This is a genomic window from Pigmentiphaga litoralis, from assembly GCF_013408655.1.
In the GTDB taxonomy this organism is placed as follows: Bacteria; Pseudomonadota; Gammaproteobacteria; order Burkholderiales; family Burkholderiaceae_B; genus Pigmentiphaga; species Pigmentiphaga litoralis_A.
This window is the reverse complement of record NZ_JACCBP010000001.1, coordinates 219,728-236,023: the sequence shown is the minus strand read 5'-3', so window position 1 is coordinate 236,023 and position 16,296 is coordinate 219,728. Positions and strand designations below refer to the sequence as shown.

Annotated in this window: 8 protein-coding genes; all 8 read right to left on the bottom strand. The window is 65.4% G+C overall.

Features of this window, described 5'->3' with window-relative positions; all coding sequences use genetic code 11:
- Positions 1-9: 9 nt before the first annotated feature.
- Entirely contained in the window at positions 10-1,206 is a 1,197-nt protein-coding gene (gene urtC, locus HD883_RS00995; RefSeq protein WP_179588253.1) for an urea ABC transporter permease subunit UrtC, read from the bottom strand.
- Position 1,207: 1 nt separating this feature from the next.
- The gene (gene urtB / locus HD883_RS00990) at positions 1,208-2,818 is read right to left on the bottom strand and encodes an urea ABC transporter permease subunit UrtB (protein WP_179588254.1); all 1,611 of its coding nucleotides are present in this window, start codon (positions 2,816-2,818) and stop codon (positions 1,208-1,210) included.
- Positions 2,818-4,122 (bottom strand): urea ABC transporter substrate-binding protein, encoded by a 1,305-nt coding sequence (gene urtA, locus HD883_RS00985; protein WP_179588255.1) that lies wholly within the window; start codon positions 4,120-4,122, stop codon positions 2,818-2,820. Before urtA ends, urtB begins: the two co-directional genes overlap by 1 nt.
- Positions 4,123-4,160: 38 nt before the next feature.
- Positions 4,161-7,799, bottom strand: a complete 3,639-nt coding sequence (uca, locus tag HD883_RS00980; protein WP_179588256.1) for an urea carboxylase — start codon at positions 7,797-7,799, stop codon at positions 4,161-4,163.
- 185 nt (positions 7,800-7,984) lie between these two features.
- Positions 7,985-11,710 carry a BTAD domain-containing putative transcriptional regulator gene (locus HD883_RS00975; RefSeq protein ID WP_179588257.1) on the bottom strand — a complete coding sequence of 1,242 codons (3,726 nt, stop codon included), beginning with the start codon at positions 11,708-11,710 and terminating at the stop codon, positions 7,985-7,987.
- A 403-nt stretch (positions 11,711-12,113) separates the two neighbouring features.
- Positions 12,114-13,415, bottom strand: coding sequence for an MFS transporter (locus HD883_RS00970; protein WP_179588258.1), 1,302 nt, complete (start codon positions 13,413-13,415; stop codon positions 12,114-12,116).
- A 98-nt stretch (positions 13,416-13,513) separates the two neighbouring features.
- Positions 13,514-14,086 carry a CDP-diacylglycerol--glycerol-3-phosphate 3-phosphatidyltransferase gene (pgsA, locus tag HD883_RS00965; protein WP_179588259.1) on the bottom strand — a complete coding sequence of 191 codons (573 nt, stop codon included), beginning with the start codon at positions 14,084-14,086 and terminating at the stop codon, positions 13,514-13,516.
- 45 nt (positions 14,087-14,131) lie between these two features.
- Positions 14,132-15,925 carry an excinuclease ABC subunit UvrC gene (gene uvrC, locus HD883_RS00960; RefSeq protein WP_257022364.1) on the bottom strand — a complete coding sequence of 598 codons (1,794 nt, stop codon included), beginning with the start codon at positions 15,923-15,925 and terminating at the stop codon, positions 14,132-14,134.
- Positions 15,926-16,296 lie beyond the last annotated feature (371 nt).

Here is a 16,296-nt window from a genome sequence, read left to right as displayed (position 1 = left end):
GGTGGGATGTCATCGCGCCGCTCCCTTCCGGAACAGCCCCACGATGCCATTGGGCAGCAGCAGCGGAACCAGCACAAAGATCGCGCCCAGGAAGAACAGCCAGTATTCGGCAAAGAAGGTGGTGAAGAAGCTCTTGGCGCCGTTGACCGCAAAGGCGCCGATGATCGGCCCGATCAGCGTGCCGCGTCCGCCCACCGCCACCCAGATGGCCATCTCGATCGAATTGACCGGCGACATTTCATTGGGGTTGATGATGCCCACCTGCGGCACATACAAGGCCCCCGCGATGCCGCACAGCACCGCCGACACGGTCCAGATGAAAAGTTTGTAGCCCAGCGGGCTGTAGCCCAGGAACATGAGCCGCGACTCGGCATCGCGCACCCCGGTCACGACCCGCCCGAGCTTGGACGTGACGATCGCGCGCGCCGCCAGGAAGGCCAGCACCAGTACAAGAAACGTGACCAGGAACAGCACCGTCCGGGTACCCGGCTGCGTGATGCCATAGCCCAGGATCCGCTTGAAGTCGGTGAACCCGTTGTTGCCGCCAAAGCCCGTCTCGTTGCGATAGAACAGCAGCATGGCCGCGAAGGTCATGGCCTGCGTGATGATCGACAGGTACACGCCCTTGACCCGGGACCGGAAGGTAAAGAAGCCGAACACCCAGGCCAGCGCCGCGGGCACGACCACGACCAGCAACATGGCATACGCGAAGTTGTCGGTGCCCTGCCAGAACCACGGCAGTTCCTTCCAGTCCAGAAAGACCATGAAGTCCGGCAGGTCGCTCTGGTAGGACCCTTCGCGGCCTATCGACCGCATCAGGTACATGCCCATGGCATAGCCGCCCAGCGCAAAGAACAGCCCATGCCCCAGGCTCAGGATGCCGCAATACCCCCACACCAGGTCCAGCGCCAGCGCGGCGATGGCATAACACATCAGCTTGCCGGCCAGCGTCATGCCATAGGCCGACAGGTGCAACGGATGGTCGGCGGGCAGCCACAGCGCGCACAGCGGCACCGCCACCCCCACCACCACGATCAACACCAGCAAGGCGATCCACGCGGGCCGGCTGAGCAACGCCGGCCGCGGTGGCAAGGCCAGTGCGAAGGGCAAGGTCGCGGAAGGCAAGCCCGTCGCTGGCAAGCCCGCCACAGGCAACCCGGCCCCCGCCCGCACGTCCGGGACGGCCCCGTTCACGGTGGTCGTCATATCAAGCCTCCGCGCTGCGGCCCTTGAGGGCAAACATGCCCTGGGGACGCTTTTGAATGAACAGGACGATGAGCACCAGGACCGCGATCTTTGCCAGCACGGCGCCCCAGAAGGGTTCAATGAGCTTGCTCAATATGCCGAGCCCCATCGCGCCAACCACGGTACCGGCCAGTTGCCCCACTCCGCCCAGCACCACCACCATGAACGAATCGATGATGTAGCTCTGGCCCAGGTCGGGCCCCACATTGCCGATCTGCGACAGCGCGCAGCCACCCAGTCCGGCAATGCCTGCGCCGAACGCAAAGGCATAGCTGTCGACCTTGTGGGTCTGCACGCCCACACATGCCGCCATGGTCCGGTTCTGCGTCACGGCACGCACGAACAGCCCCAGCCGCGTACGGTTCAGCACCGACCACGCGATCGCCAGAACCGCAAAGGAAAACACCAGGATCACGACACGGTTGTACGGCAGCACCAGGTTGGGCAGGACCGCGAACCCGCCGCTCATCCACCCCGGATTGGTCACCTGCACGTTCTGCGCGCCGAACAGCATGCGGGTCGCCTGGATCAGCAGCAGGCTGATACCGAAGGTGGTCAGCAACGTTTCCAGCGGCCGGCCATACAGATGCCGCAGCACCAGCCGTTCCAGGATGAAGCCCGCCAGGGCCGCCGCGGCAAACGCGACCGGCACGGCCGCCAGCGGGTACCAGTCGAAGCCCGCCGGAAGGTAGGCGCGAAACAGGTTCTGCACCGAGAACGTGGCATAGGCGCCGATCATCAGGAATTCGCCGTGCGCCATGTTGATGACGCCAATCAGGCCATAGGTGATCGCCAGCCCCAGCGCGGCCAGCAGCAGCACGCTGCCCAGGCTCAATCCCGCGAACGCCGTGCCGGCCAGGTCGCCCCAGCGCTGCCGGCTGTCCAGGGTGTCGATGCCGGCCTGGGCGGCCTTGCGCACCTGTTCGTCAGGTTCGGCATAGGTGCCATCGGCATTGCGCACCAGTAGCGGCAGCAGCAATTCGCGCATCTGCAGATCGTTGCGCGCAGCCACCAATCGCACGGCCTCATACCGCAGGGCCGCATCGGGATCCTGCAGGGACGCCATGGCCCACAAGGTATCCAGGCGTTCCCTGGTCGTCGTGTCCTTTTCCCGATCGCGCGCGGCGTCGATCTGTTTCTTGAATGCGGGGTCGGGGCTTTGCAGCAAGGCATCGACCGCGGCCCGCCGTACGGCCAGGTCGGGTGATGCAAGCTTGGCCGCCGCCAGGCCGCCGGACACCAGTCCGCGCAGCCGGTTGTTCAGACTGACAGGATCCGCTTCGGACCCCACCGATTCGGGCACTTGCCGGCCCGTGACGGCATCGGTGAACCGGTCGCCCGATTGCAGCAGGATCTGGCCCGACGACGTCGCCACCACGGTGTCGTCATCAAGCGCCTGCAGCACGGCCAGCGCGGGCGCATCGCCCGCTTCGACCAGCCGCTGGATCGCCGCTTCCTTGTCGGCGTAATCGTCCTGCGCAAGCGGAGCCACATCGGCGGCGGTCATCGCGACCGCCCCGACATGCCACACCAGCGCCAGACTTGCCGCGAACGCAAGCCAGCGCGTCGTCATCAGGCCGTCCGGCGCAGCGACGACTCGAGTTCCTGCAGGCGCGCCGCCGCAACGGTATCCGGCTTGCCCTTGTTGCCTTCAATGAACGGGCTCCACGGTTGCGCGCGGATCGGCCCCTTGGTCTGCCACACCACGTTGAACTGACCGTTGGCGCGGACTTCACCGATCATGACGGGTTTGTGCAGATGGTGGTTGCCGTCCATTTCCAGCGTGAAGCCCGACGGGGCAGCGACCTTCTGGCCGATCACGGCCGGACGCACCTTGTCGACATCCGTGCTCTTGGCCTTTTCCACCGCCTGCTTCCACATCTTGATGCCCACGTAGGTGGCTTCCATCGGGTCGTTGGTGACCGACTTGTCGGCGCCTGGCAGCTTCTGTGCCTTGGCCCATGCCGCCCACTGTTTCTTGAACGCGTCGTTGGTCGGGTTCTTGACCGACATGAAGTAGTTCCACGCGGCCAGGTGACCCACCAGCGGCTTGGTGTCGATGCCGCGCAGTTCTTCTTCGCCCACCGAGAACGCCACCACCGGCACGTCCTTGGCCTTCAGGCCCTGGTTGCCCAGTTCCTTGTAGAACGGCACGTTCGAATCGCCGTTGATGGTCGACACGACCGCGGTCTTGCCGCCTTGCGAGAACCGCTTGATGTTCGCAACGATCGTCTGATAGTCGCTGTGGCCGAATGGCGTGTACACCTCTTCGATATCGCTGTCCTTGATGCCCTTGGTCAGCAGGAAGGCGCGCAGGATCTTGTTGGTGGTGCGCGGGTAGACATAGTCAGTGCCCAGCAGGAAGATGCGCTTGGCCGCCCCGCCCTCCTTGCTCAGCAGATATTCGACCGCAGGAATCGCCTGCTGATTCGGCGCTGCGCCGGTGTAGAACACGTTGCGCGACATTTCTTCGCCTTCGTATTGCACCGGGTAGAACAGCAGACCGTTCAATTCTTCAAACACCGGCAGCACCGACTTGCGCGACACCGACGTCCAGCAACCGAACACGGCAGCCACCTTGTCTTGCGTCAGCAGCGCGCGGGCGCGTTCGGCAAACAGCGGCCAGTTCGACGCCGGGTCGACCACCACCGGCTGGATTTGGCGGCCCATGACGCCGCCGCTTTTGTTGATTTCGTCAATCGTCATCAGGGCCACGTCTTTCAACGACGTTTCCGAAATGGCCATCGTCCCCGACAGGGAATGAAGAATGCCGACCTTGATCGGCGACTTGTCCTGCGCCCACAGCACGGACGGCGCACCGGCCATCGACAGGGCGCCGGCGATCGAACCCATTTTCAGCAACTCGCGTCTGTTCATCTTCATTCCTCGGGGGGTGTGGGTGGGAAAACGGTGGATCAGGCTGCCGCGTCGAGCGATATCAGCGGGTCACCCGCGCTGACGAGCATGCCGGGCTGGCAGTAAATCGATCGCACCACGCCGTCATGCGGCGCGACGATCTGGAACTCCATCTTCATGGCTTCAAGAATCAGCAGCGGGTCCCCCGCCTTGACGCTTGCGCCGGGTTCGGCAATCAGCTTCCACACATTGCCGCTGATGTCGGCGGTAATCGCATCGCTGTCGACCGCGCCGGGGTCGATCACCGGCGCACGCGACGCGGCTTCGACCTGCGCGTTTTCATCCTCGGTTTTCCAGTGCGCGACCTCGGTCTCGAACGCGGCCTTCTGTTTCGTGCGGAAGGTCTGCAGTTCGGGTTCGATCGATGTCAGGAAGGCGTTGTAGGCCGCAAGGTCAAAGATTTCTTCGGTGATCGTGATGCTCTGGCGGCCGGCACGGAAGTCGGCGCGCAGGGTGTCGAGTTCGGCTTCCGTCACCGGATAGAAACGCACTTGGTCAAAGAACTTGAGCAGCCACGGCTGCTGGTTCACGAACACCGGGTTCTTCAGGAACTTGTTCCAGATCGGCAGCGTGCGGCCCACCAGCTGATAGCCGCCGGGCGAGTCCATGCCATAGATGCACATGTAGACGCCGCCGATGCCGACCGTGCCTTCGGCCGTGTAGGTGCGTGCCGGGTTGTACTTGGACGTGAGCAGGCGATGGCGCGGATCGATCGGCACGGCGCACGGCGCGCCCAGGTACACGTCGCCCAGGCCCAGCACCATGTAGCTGGCGTCGTACAGGATCTGGCGGACCTGATCGATGGAATCGAGGCCGTTGATGCGCCGCATGAACTCGGTATTGCTTGGCAGCCAAGGCGCCTTGTCGCGGACCGACTGGCGGTACTTGGCCACCGCATCCAGCGTGGCCGAATCTTCAAAGGCCAGCGGCAGATGCACGACGCGGCTCGGCACTTTCATGTTTTCGACCGGGGGCAGCGTGGCTTCCAGCGCCAGCAGCCCTTCGAGCAAGGCGCGTTGCGACACGATGCGGCTGTCGTAGCGGATCTGCAGCGACCGCACGCCCGGCGACATTTCCTGCACGCCGTCAATCGGCGTGGCGCGCAGGGCTTCCATCAGTGCATGGATGCGAAAGCGCAGGTTCAGATCAAGGACGTTGTCGCCATATTCGATCAGCACATACTTGTCGCCCGCCTGCCGGTACACGGCCTTGGGCACGGTGCCGGCGGCTTCGGTCTCGGCAAGAATCGTGGGTGACACCGGACGGCCAACGACCGGCACCGGAGCGTCCATCGTCGCGGTCAACACGGGCAAGGTTTCTTCGGCCAGCGTGTCGGCAATGCGGTCCTGCGCCAGTTCCAGCGCCAGGGCCTGTTCGAAGGTGATGGGCACAAAGCGGATGGTGTCACCCGGCTTGACCTGGCCCACCTTCCACAACTCGGCCTTGGCAATGGTCGCCGCGCAGACGAAGCCGCCCAGGCTGGGACCATCGCGCGTCAGGATCACCGGCATGTCGCCCGTGAAGTTGATGCTGCCGATCGCGTATTCGCAATCATGGACGTTGGACGGATGCAGGCCGGCTTCGCCGCCATCGGTCCGCGTCCACGACGGCTTGGGACCCGTCAGCCGGATGCCCAGGCGGTTCGAGTTGTAGTGGACTTCCCAAGGCGACGCAAAGAAGGTGGCGATCGATTCGTCGGTAAAGAAATCGGGCGCGCCATGCGGGCCGTACAGCGCACCGATTTCCCAGGTGGTGCCGTAGGTCGGCACCAGCGACGCGGGCAACGCGGCGGGGGTGGCCACCGGCGCGGGCGTGCCGCTGCCGATCAGGTCGGGATTGTTGATGGTCAGCATGTCCGACGGGCGCAGCGGCCGGCCGGCATGGCCGCCGAACTGGCCCAGCGCAAAGGTGGACTTGCTGCCCAGGTAGTCCGGCACGTCGATGCCATTGCGGATCGCAAGGTAACTGCGGCAGCCGCTGGCGACGCGGCCTACCGTCAGGACCTGGCCCGCCTTGACCGTGACAGGCGCCCAGAACGCGACCGGCTCACCGTCCAGCAGGGCGGACGTGGGGGCGCCGGTCAACGCGAACACGCTGTCGGAATGAAAACGCAGGGTCGGTCCGATGACGGTGCATTCAAGGCCCGCCGCACTGGCATGGTTGCCGACAATGCGGTTGGCCAGCCTGAATGCCCAATCATCCATCGGACCCGACGGCGGCACGCCAATGTCCCAATAGCCGACGCGGCCGGGGTAGTCCTGCACCGTGGTGTAGGTGCCGGCCTCGACCACTTCCACCGTGGGCGCAACAAAATCAAAGGTGTCCAGAAAGCGGGTCGACAAGCCGGCCTGATGAAACGCCGGGCTTGCGACGATCTGCCGCAGGTATTCCAGGTTGGTCGAGATGCCCGCCAGACGCGTGGCCGACAGCGCCGCCTGCAATTTGGCGATTGCGTCGTTCCGGTCCGCGCCATGCACGATCAGCTTGGCCAGCATGGGGTCGTAATAGGGCGAGACTTCGGTGCCCTGCTCTACCCAGCCGTCGATGCGCGCATCGTCAGGAAACACGACCTGCGTCAGCACGCCGGGCGAAGGCTGGAAAGCCTTGAGGGGGTCTTCGGCATACAGACGCACTTCGATCGACGCGCCGTTGGGCGTCGGCGCCACGTCCAGCGCCGGTGCATCGCCCGCCGCCGTGCGGATCATCCACTCCACCAGATCAACGCCCGTGACGGCCTCGGTAATCGCGTGTTCCACCTGCAGGCGGGTATTGACCTCAAGAAAGTAGAACGCGTCTTTCGCGCCGTCGTAAATGAATTCCACCGTGCCGGCAGACCGGTAGGACACCGTCTCGCCCAGGCGCTGCGCGGCGTCCAGCAGCGCGGTGCGCGTGGCTGCGGGCAGCCCTGGCGCCGGGGTTTCTTCCACCACTTTCTGGTTGCGGCGCTGGATCGAGCAGTCCCGTTCACCCACGGCCAGCACCTTGCCCTGGCCGTCGCCAAAGATCTGCACTTCGACATGGCGCGCGTGGTCGACAAAACGTTCGACGAAGACGCCGCCGTCGCTGAAAAAGCTTTTGCCCAGACGCTGCACCGATTCGAACGCGGTGGCCAGCGCCGGTTCGTCGTTGCAACGGGTCAGCCCGATGCCGCCGCCCCCCGCCGTGCTTTTGAGCATGACGGGATAGCCGATGCGGGCGGCCCACTCGCGCGCATCGTCCAGATCCTTGAGCAGGCCCGAGCCGGGAGTCAGGGGCACGCCGGCCTTTTCCGCCAGTTCGCGCGCCGCATGCTTCAGGCCGAAGTCGCGCATCTGCTGCGCGGTCGGACCGACAAACGCGATACCTGCGTCTTCGCAAGCCTGCGCGAATGCCGCGTTTTCGGACAGGAAACCGTAGCCGGGGATGATGGCCTGGGCGCCCGTGTCGCGCGCGGCCTGGATGATGGCATCGCCCCGCAGATAGCTTTCGGTGGGCGCGGCCTTGCCGATGGCCACCGCCACGTCGGCCTGACGGACATGCGCGGCATCGCGATCGGCGTCGGAATACACCGCGACGCTTTTGATGCCCATGCGCCGAAGCGTGCGAATGATGCGGACCGCGATTTCGCCGCGATTGGCGATCAGAACTGTATGGAACATAAATCCTTCCGGCTTCGTGAGAAGACTGCCCGGGAGCCAGGCGCATGGAAGGATTTAGCAATAGCTGTGCCATGATGGCAGGCCGATTCGGCACCACCTTAGCGCCGTTTACAGGGTGCCGGCACCAAGGTGGCGCACCAGTCGATGCACTTGATGGTGCACCGACTGGTATACAAGTTGGGGGCTCAGTGCCCTCGCGCGTCGGCCGTCGCGGCGTCCAGCAAGGCCCGCGCGCGGCGCACTTCGGGCAGCTCTTCTCCGCCCTGCATGTCGGCCAGTGCGTTCTCGAGCAAGGCCAGGGCGTCGGGCGTGCCGCCGTCTGCCGAATACCGGATCAGGCTCAACACGGCGCGCAGCATGAGCGGGGGCGACCCGCAGGCCTGCGCCGTGGCGACCGCGCGGCGCAGCCACGGCAACACGACCGACGCCGGCTGCCCCTGCGCGAACAGGAACTTGCCCTTGTACCGCTGGAATTCGGACAGGTAGTGGACGTCCTTGCTGTCGGTGGCGGCGCCCAGCCCGCGCGCGGCGACCTGCATGCCGGTCTGGATGTCGCCCACCAAGTCGCAGGCTTCGACCCATCGGGTGATGGCAAAGGGCACGAGCCCGCGTGCGATGGTGCTGACCTTGTGCACGCCCAGCGCCAGTTCGGCCACGGCCGACACGTCGCCCCGCGCCGCATTGGCCCAGGCTTCGCTGCCGGTCAGGATCTCGGACCACAGCGGCGCCTGCATGTCTTGCGCCAGCGCCAGCCCTTCGTTGGTCAGGCGCGTGACGGCATCCGGATCGCCGCACAGGCGCTGCAGCTCGGACACGATGGCCAGGGTCTGCAACAACGAATAGCGGTGATTGAGCTTGCGGGCCCGCACGATGCCCGCCTCGCCCGCCGCCTGCGCCGAATCGTATTGGCCCAGGTACCAGAGCGAGATCGACATGGCCGCATGCGCGACCGAGGTCAGGTCTTCGCCCAGCGTCAGGTCGGGCTTGGACGGATCGCAGGCCGCAATGGCCTTGCGATACTGGTCCACCGCGGCGTCGTGATCGCCAAAGAAGAAATACGAGTAGCCGCGCGCATACATGGCGTGGGCCATCAGGTTGCGATCGCCCGATGCCTGCGCGAGCCGCAGCAGGGTTTCGGACAGCTCGTAGGTCATGTCGAAATCCGACCACGAACTGGCGCTGGCCCACAGTCCCCAATACACCGGGAACAGCCGGGGGTTGTCGCCCAGCGGCTTGGCCATGCGCAAGGCGGTCTGGAAACATTCCACCACCTCGGGCGCGCCGGGGCCGTGCACCATGCCAAGCTGGATGCCGAGTTCCATCAGGATCTCGAGCTGCAGCATGTCGGTATCGCCGGGGTCACCCACCTCGGTCACCTTGCCGACCTTGCCCACCAGTTCCAGCGCCGTACGGTAATGGCCGACGGCTTCATTCGACGCCGCCTTGGCCGCCGCCTTGCGGGCCGCGATCAGGGCATAGCGCAGCGCCAGCCGGTCTTCCCCGGCGCGGCTGTAATGCCAGGCCAGCGCTTCCGGCGCTCGCAGCGTGGTGGACGTGTCGGCCGCCAGCACGTCGGCCAGGCGCCGGTGCGCGTCCACGCGCGCGGCACGGGCCTGCGACTGATACGCGGCTTCGCGCAGCAAGGCATGGCGGAACGCAAAGCGGCCGTCGTCCAGCTTCACGATCAGGTTCTGCCGCAGCAGGGTCGCAATCGCTTCCATCAGATTCGACTTGGGTTCCTGCATGGCCGCGGCCAGCAGTTCCAGAGTGAATTCGCTGCCCGCGGCCGCCGCGAATTGCGCGATCGGCTTGATGCGGCCCACGCTGTCGATCCGCGACATCAGCAGATCGTGCAAGGTGCGCGGGACGCGCTCCGACAGGTTGTGCGCATCGCTGTCACCGGCTTCCAGCACGGCCGCATTGCGGTCGCTGACCAGCTCGCGCGTCAGTTCTTCGGCATAGAGCGGCACGCCTTCGGACAGCGACAGGATCTGGTTCATGAGCGGCTGCGGCAGATTGACCTGCCCCGCCACCGAATGCACAAGCTCCGTCATGGCCGCCGAATCCAGCGGCGTCAGTTCCAGCGTTTCGACCGACGTGGTATTGCGCCAGGGCGCCAGGAATTCATTGCGTGCGGTAAATACCTGCAGGCGCTGGGCAAGCGGCTTTTCGGCGATCAGCGCGATCAGGTCGCGGGTGGACGGGTCGGCCCACTGCACGTCGTCGAAATGGACAATGCCGCCGCGCGGCACGTACATGCCGATCAGCCGGCACAGCCGCCGCGGCAGCAATTCCTTGGCCGACGGCAGGCCCAGCCGTTCCGCGCTGGATGCGGTCGGCGACGCGTGCAGCAGGTCGGTCACCGACTTGATCAGTTCCATCCGTTCGATATCGACGGACGTTTGCGGTTCGCCCGTCAGCGCCGCCTCGGCACGCAGGCCTTCCACCCAGCGGACCAGCGGGTGGAACGGCATCTGGCGCAGTTCGGATGAACACTTGAACGTCACGCCTGGCATGGCGTTCACGGCGCGAAAACGGTCCACCAGAAAGGACTTGCCGATGCCCGCTTCGCCCAGCAACAGAATCGTATGTTCGGGGTTGGCTTCCCACAGCTGCGCCAGGTGTTGCAGCTCGCCTTCGCGGCCGCAAAAGGTGTGTTCCAGACGGTGCGCGGATGGCGTCAGCGCGCGGCTGTTGTCGACCACACGGAAGGTATCGATCTGGCGGATCTGCGAACGGTCGTACATCCGCCCGGCGAATTCAATGGCAAAGGCGCCGCCCAGCAAGCGGCGCGATTCATCGCTGATGATGACTTCACCCGTCACGCCCTGCCCGCCCAGCTGGGCCGCCAGGCGCGACACCACGCCGCCCGCATCGGGCACGCCGTCGCGCACGGAGCTGATCACGACGCCGGTATGGACGCCCAGGCAGACTTCCACATACAGCCGGTCGTCGATGCCGGCGCCCGGGTCGCGCGCCTGGCCGATGCGGCTGCAGGACAGCGCCGCGCTGATGGCGCGTTTAAGCGAACCTTCTTGCGCAGTGGGATACCCGAAGTAGGCCAGCAACCCGCCGCTGGGCGTGCGCACGGTATGGCCCGACGCTTCACGCAGCAGCGCTTCGCATTGGGCGACCGGGCCGCGCATGGCTTCGACCACTTCTTCGGGTTCGCCCAGCACCACGAATTCACAGGACACCACCGTCAATTGCCGGCGGTCCGGATGGCCAGCCGCAGGCTCGGGCAGATCAGGCGCGGCGGCGGTCGGCGCGTTGATCAACGCGGTCAGGGCGGGCGACGGTTCCGTGCCCAGCTCCATTTCCAGGATGCCGCGATAGCGTTCCAGTTCCTGGTGAGCCAGTTCGCGCTGGCCCGACCGCACCAGCAGTCGCAGCAGGTTGTGCCAGGCCGCGTCGTCCAGCGGCGCCGCCTGGGTCCATTGCCGCACGCGTTCGATGGCGGCATGCACATCGCCATCGCGCTCATACCCTTCGGCCAGCAGACGCACGGCCTGCAGGTAGCGCAGACGGCACTGTTCGCGGCGCACGTCCACCCAGTTGGCGAAATCCGGTGCGTCGTCGAGTTCCAGGCCTTGCAGGAATTCGCCGCGGTACAGGGCGATGGCGTGCGACAGGCGATCCAGGTCGGCCGACGCACCGACCGAGAAGGTGCGCTGCGCGACATCGACCGCGGCATTGAAGTTGGCAAAGTCGGTCCAGAGGCCGGCTTCGGCGCGCAGGCGGATGACGTCACGATTGCCTTCGAGCAGGCCCGCACCCAGAGCCTCTTTCAACTCGAACAGCATACGCTTGAGCTTTTCACGGCCCTGCTGCAGGGTGGCCTCGGGCCATAGCAGAAAGGCCAGCGACTCGCGCGTGTGAAAACCGCTTTCGAGCGCCAGATACGCGAGCAAGGCCCGCGCCTTGTTATATCGGAGGGACAGGGTCTTCGCGCACGTTTCGATTGCGAGGGGGCCCAGCAGATACAGGGATAGTGAGGGTGCCATAGAACTGAGGACGCTCCGTGTATTGCCTGACAACGCAGCGCCTGAACCGATCTTTCTGAGTAGATTCTCTCAAAAATATCACTTGAGCATCCGCATTCCCATCGACAAAAGCGAAAACCGGCAAATTACGTGCGATTTCCGGGTTGCTGTCTCATCTCGTATACGTAAAGGACATAGCAGCTATCCTACTATTGACATAAACCCATACGGCTACGCATTTACCCTAGTTCTTGTAAGCGCATGCGAGGATTAATCCCATTGCGCAAAATACCCCTGGATTGCTCATACTCTTGGTGTAGGTATAAACCCGTCAAGCTCGCGTTCTGGCATGGCGGGCAATCCAGGCTGCCAGCACGGCAGCCACGATAAAGGCCAGCAAGGCCCCGAAGTACGGCGCCTGGCGCAGTCCTGCGTCGAACAGCGCCCCAAATGCCAGCGGCGCCAGCGCCGATCCGGTGTCCATGCCGGAATACACCAGGCCATATACCGACCCCGTGGCCCCCTTGGGGGCAACCTTGCGGACGAGCATGTCGCGGGACGGCCCCGCCACGCCCGCGCAGGCGCCCGCCAGGACCACCAGCGGGACGGCGTAGGCCGACGGGACCACCTGCATCGCAATCAGCGCCAGGACGCCGCCAGCGGCCACGAACGACGCGGCCACGATCTTTTCGCTGTGGGGCCCGGCGGACACCAGGAAGCCCCCGGCGATCATGCCGATTGCCCCGCCCACCATGTAGCCCGACAACGCCGTGCTGGCGGCCACTGTGGCGATGCCATACAGGCTGCCCAGCAGCGGCACCGTGTAGTTCTGCACGGCCGACAGCGCCGCCGACGTGCACAGGAAAAAGAAGAACGCGCCCCACAGGACGGGGCTGCTGATCAGGGCCTTGAGCGAACCGCCGCCGGCCGGCCGGGGCTCGGCGGCGGCACTCGCGTTCGGACTTGCATCGGCAGGGGCACCCGCTGCGGCAGCGATGGCCGAGTCGTTGGTCACCACCGGCCGTACCACGTCCACGGTCAGCAGCCGCCGGCCGATCACCGTCATCGCCAGCACGGCAGCCAGCAGCAGGGCCGCGCCAAAGGCCGCCACCCGCCAGTTGAAGAAATAGGTCAGCGTGGCAATGAACACCGGCGTGGCCGCCCACCCCAGGTTGCCCGTGATCCCGTGCGCACTGAACGCGTGCCCAAGCCGCGGCGCGCTGACCCGCCGGTTCAGGATGGAAAAGTCGACCGGATGGAACACGGCATTGCCCAGCCCCGCGATCGCCGCGGAAGCCAGCAGCCACAGATAGCCCTGCGCCGCCCCCAGCACACAGCCGGCCAGCACGAAATTGCCAAGGCCGAACCACAGCATCGGCTTGGCGCCGAAGCGGTCCACTGCAAAGCCCGAGGCGGCCTGCCCCAGTCCCGACAGCGCATAGAACACGGCCACGACTGCGCCCAATTCGGCAAAGCTCAGGCCGAATTCCAGCGACAGCGGCACGTACAAGGAGGGGATGACGAGCTGGAAGAAGTGCGACGACGCGTGGGCGATCCCCACGAGGGTGATGACTTTCCAGTCAAAGTGACGACGGGCATACCGGTGGCCCGGCGCCCTCAGGACTTGCTGCACGATGTCTCCATGGCGGCTCGCCGAAAGGCGTAGGTGGCGCGCCGCGCTTCTTGTCGGACCGGCGTCGAGGCCGGGCCGCGAAATTCACATTGCCGGGTTCAGGCCGACTTCTTGATGATCGGCCACGCCCGACGCAGGTAATACATCATCGACCATACCGTCAGCACGGCCGCGACCTCGATCAGGCGCGAACCCCACCAGTGCGTGTCGATCACGCCGAACAGGCGGCGGTCGTACAGCAGGCAGGGAATCGCCACCATTTGCGCAATCGTCTTGAACTTGCCCAGGCGGTGCACCGCCACACTGGCGCGCGCGCCGATCTGCGCCATCCATTCCCGCAGGGCCGAAATGGTGATCTCACGCCCGATGATCACCAGCGCGATCATGGCGTCGACCCGGCCCAGGTTCAGCAGCACCAGCAAGGCGGCGCTGACCATCAGCTTGTCCGCCACCGGATCCAGGAACGCCCCGAACGACGAGGTCTGGTTCCACAGGCGCGCCAGCCAGCCGTCGAGCCAGTCGGTCAGCGCCGCGAACACGAAAATCGCCGTGGCCAGAATGTCGCGCAAGTGCAGGCCGAGCACGCTTTCCGGCACATAGTAAAGACCTACTACCAGGGGGATCATGACGATCCGCACCCAGGTCAGGATAATCGGCAGATTAAGAGGCATGGTGAATGCTAACAGGCTGGTCGCCAGGTGAAGGGTGGGTCATGCTCAATGCAATTGACGGTAGATACGTTCGGCCAGATCGAGCGAGATGCCATCGATCGTCGCCAGGTCTTCGACGCTTGCCGCCAGTACCCCGCGCAGCCCTCCGAATCGCGCCAGCAGGCGCTGACGGCGCTTGGCGCCGATCCCCTCGACTTCTTCCAGCCGCGACACGTTCCGGGTCTTGGCGCGCCGCGCGCGCATGCCGGTGATCGCGAACCGGTGGGCCTCGTCGCGAATCTGGGCAACCAGCATCAGCGCCGCCGATTCGCCGCCCAGCACCAGCGGCGGCCGGCCGTCCGGAAAGACCAGCGTTTCCAGTCCGACCTTGCGGCCCTCCCCCTTGGCGACGCCGACCAGCAATCCGATATCCAGGCCCAGTTCTTCAAAGACCTGACGCGCCGAACTGATCTGTCCCTTCCCGCCGTCGATCAGGACTATATCCGGCATGACCCCCTCGCCGTGAGAGTTTTTTTCGTAACGACGCGTCAGCACCTGACGCATGGCGGCGTAGTCGTCACCGCCCACGATGTCATCGATGTTGTAGCGCCGGTATTCCTTCGGCTGCGTGGCGTGGTGATGGTAGACGACGCAGGATGCCTGCGTGGCCTCCCCCGCCGTATGGCTGATGTCGAAGCATTCGATGCGCAGATTTTCCAGCGCGGCTTCATCCGTATCCATGCCCAGCACCTGGGCCAGCGCCAAGGTCCGGGCCTGCTGCGAGCCGGCTTCGGCCAGCACCCGCGCCAGCGCCAGCTCGGCGTTCTTGCGCGCCTGTTCCAGCCAGCTTTTGCGCACGCCTTGCGGCTGCTTGAGCACGGTCAGCTTGGTGCCTGCCTGCTCGGCCAGCATGTCGGCCACTTCGGGATCGGGCAAGGCATGCGACACCACGACCACCGGCGGTAGCGCCCGTTCGATGTAGTGCTGAGACATGAACGCTTCCAGCACATCGCCCGGCGAATCCCCATCCGTATGGGTCGGAAAGAAGGGCTTGTCGCCCAGATGGCGTCCGCCCCGCACCATGGCCAGGTTCACGCAGGCGCGGCCGCCCTGCAGGGCAATCGCGATGATGTCCGCATCCTGGTCGCCGATGCCTTCCATGGTCTGCTGGCGCAGCACGCTGGACAGCGCCGACATCTGGTTGCGCAGCACGGCCGCTTCTTCGAAGCGCATGTCGCTTGACGCCTGGAACATGCGCGTCTCGATGTCCGTCAGCACGGCCTGCGTATGCCCGCGCAGGAACTGCGTCGCACGGTGCACGTCCTGGGCATAGTCTTCCGGTTTGATCAGGTCCACGCAGGGGCCCGAGCAGCGCTGGATCTGATGCAGCAGGCACGGCCGCGAACGGTTCGAAAACACGGTGTCTTCACAGGTGCGCAGCCGGAAGACCTTTTGCAGCACCTGGATGCTTTCACGCACGGCCCACGCGCTGGGAAACGGCCCAAAGTACTGGTTGCGCCGGTCGGTCGACCCCCGGTAGTAGGCGATGCGCGGAAACTCGTGCCCCGTCACCTTCAGATAGGGGTAGGACTTGTCGTCGCGGAACAGGATGTTGTAGCGCGGCGAGAGCGACTTGATGAGGTTGTTTTCCAGCAGCAGCGCTTCGGCTTCGGACCGCGTCACGGTCACGTCGACCTTGGTGACGCGCGCCACCATGTGGGCGATGCGTGGGCTGGACGGCTGCTTCTGGAAGTAGGACGAGACGCGCTTTTTCAGGTCGCGCGCCTTGCCGACATACATGACCTCGCCTTCCGCGTTGATGTGACGGTAGACGCCCGGCAGATGCGGCAGCTGCGCCATCAGGCGCTTGGCGTCGAAGGGCTCGGCGGCGCGGGGGGTGTCGGGCGTGGCGGGGGCGGCCGCTTTCGCGCGCGATTTGCGGGCGGGGGCGGTGTCGGCTGCTGCGCCGTCCGCTACCGGGTCGGCGTCCGTATCGGTATCGGTGTCGGTGTCGGTGTCGGTGTCGGTGTCGGTGTCGGTGTCGGTGTCGGTGTCGGTGTCGGTTCCAAGATCCCCAGCCAACTCCGCCTGCTGACCATCCACCCGATGTTCGGGCAGCGGCGGCTGGGTGCCGGCGGGCAGGTCGCAACCCTCTTCCACCGGAGCAGGCGATGCCGCCGGCTGCACGGTCGAAGGCGTGGCCGCAGGTTCCGTCCCCGGCGCGGGCGCCT

Bases quoted from the DNA above. Each gene is read 5' to 3' on its own strand.
- urtA (WP_179588255.1), bottom strand. From the start codon at position 4,122: ATGAACAGACGCGAGTTGCTGAAAATGGGTTCGATCGCCGGCGCCCTG.
- urtB (WP_179588254.1), bottom strand. From the start codon at position 2,818: ATGACGACGCGCTGGCTTGCGTTCGCGGCAAGTCTGGCGCTGGTGTGG.
- pgsA (WP_179588259.1), bottom strand. From the start codon at position 14,086: ATGCCTCTTAATCTGCCGATTATCCTGACCTGGGTGCGGATCGTCATG.
- uca (WP_179588256.1), bottom strand. From the start codon at position 7,799: ATGTTCCATACAGTTCTGATCGCCAATCGCGGCGAAATCGCGGTCCGC.
- uvrC (WP_257022364.1), bottom strand. From the start codon at position 15,925: ATGGCGCAGCTGCCGCATCTGCCGGGCGTCTACCGTCACATCAACGCG.
- urtC (WP_179588253.1), bottom strand. From the start codon at position 1,206: ATGACGACCACCGTGAACGGGGCCGTCCCGGACGTGCGGGCGGGGGCC.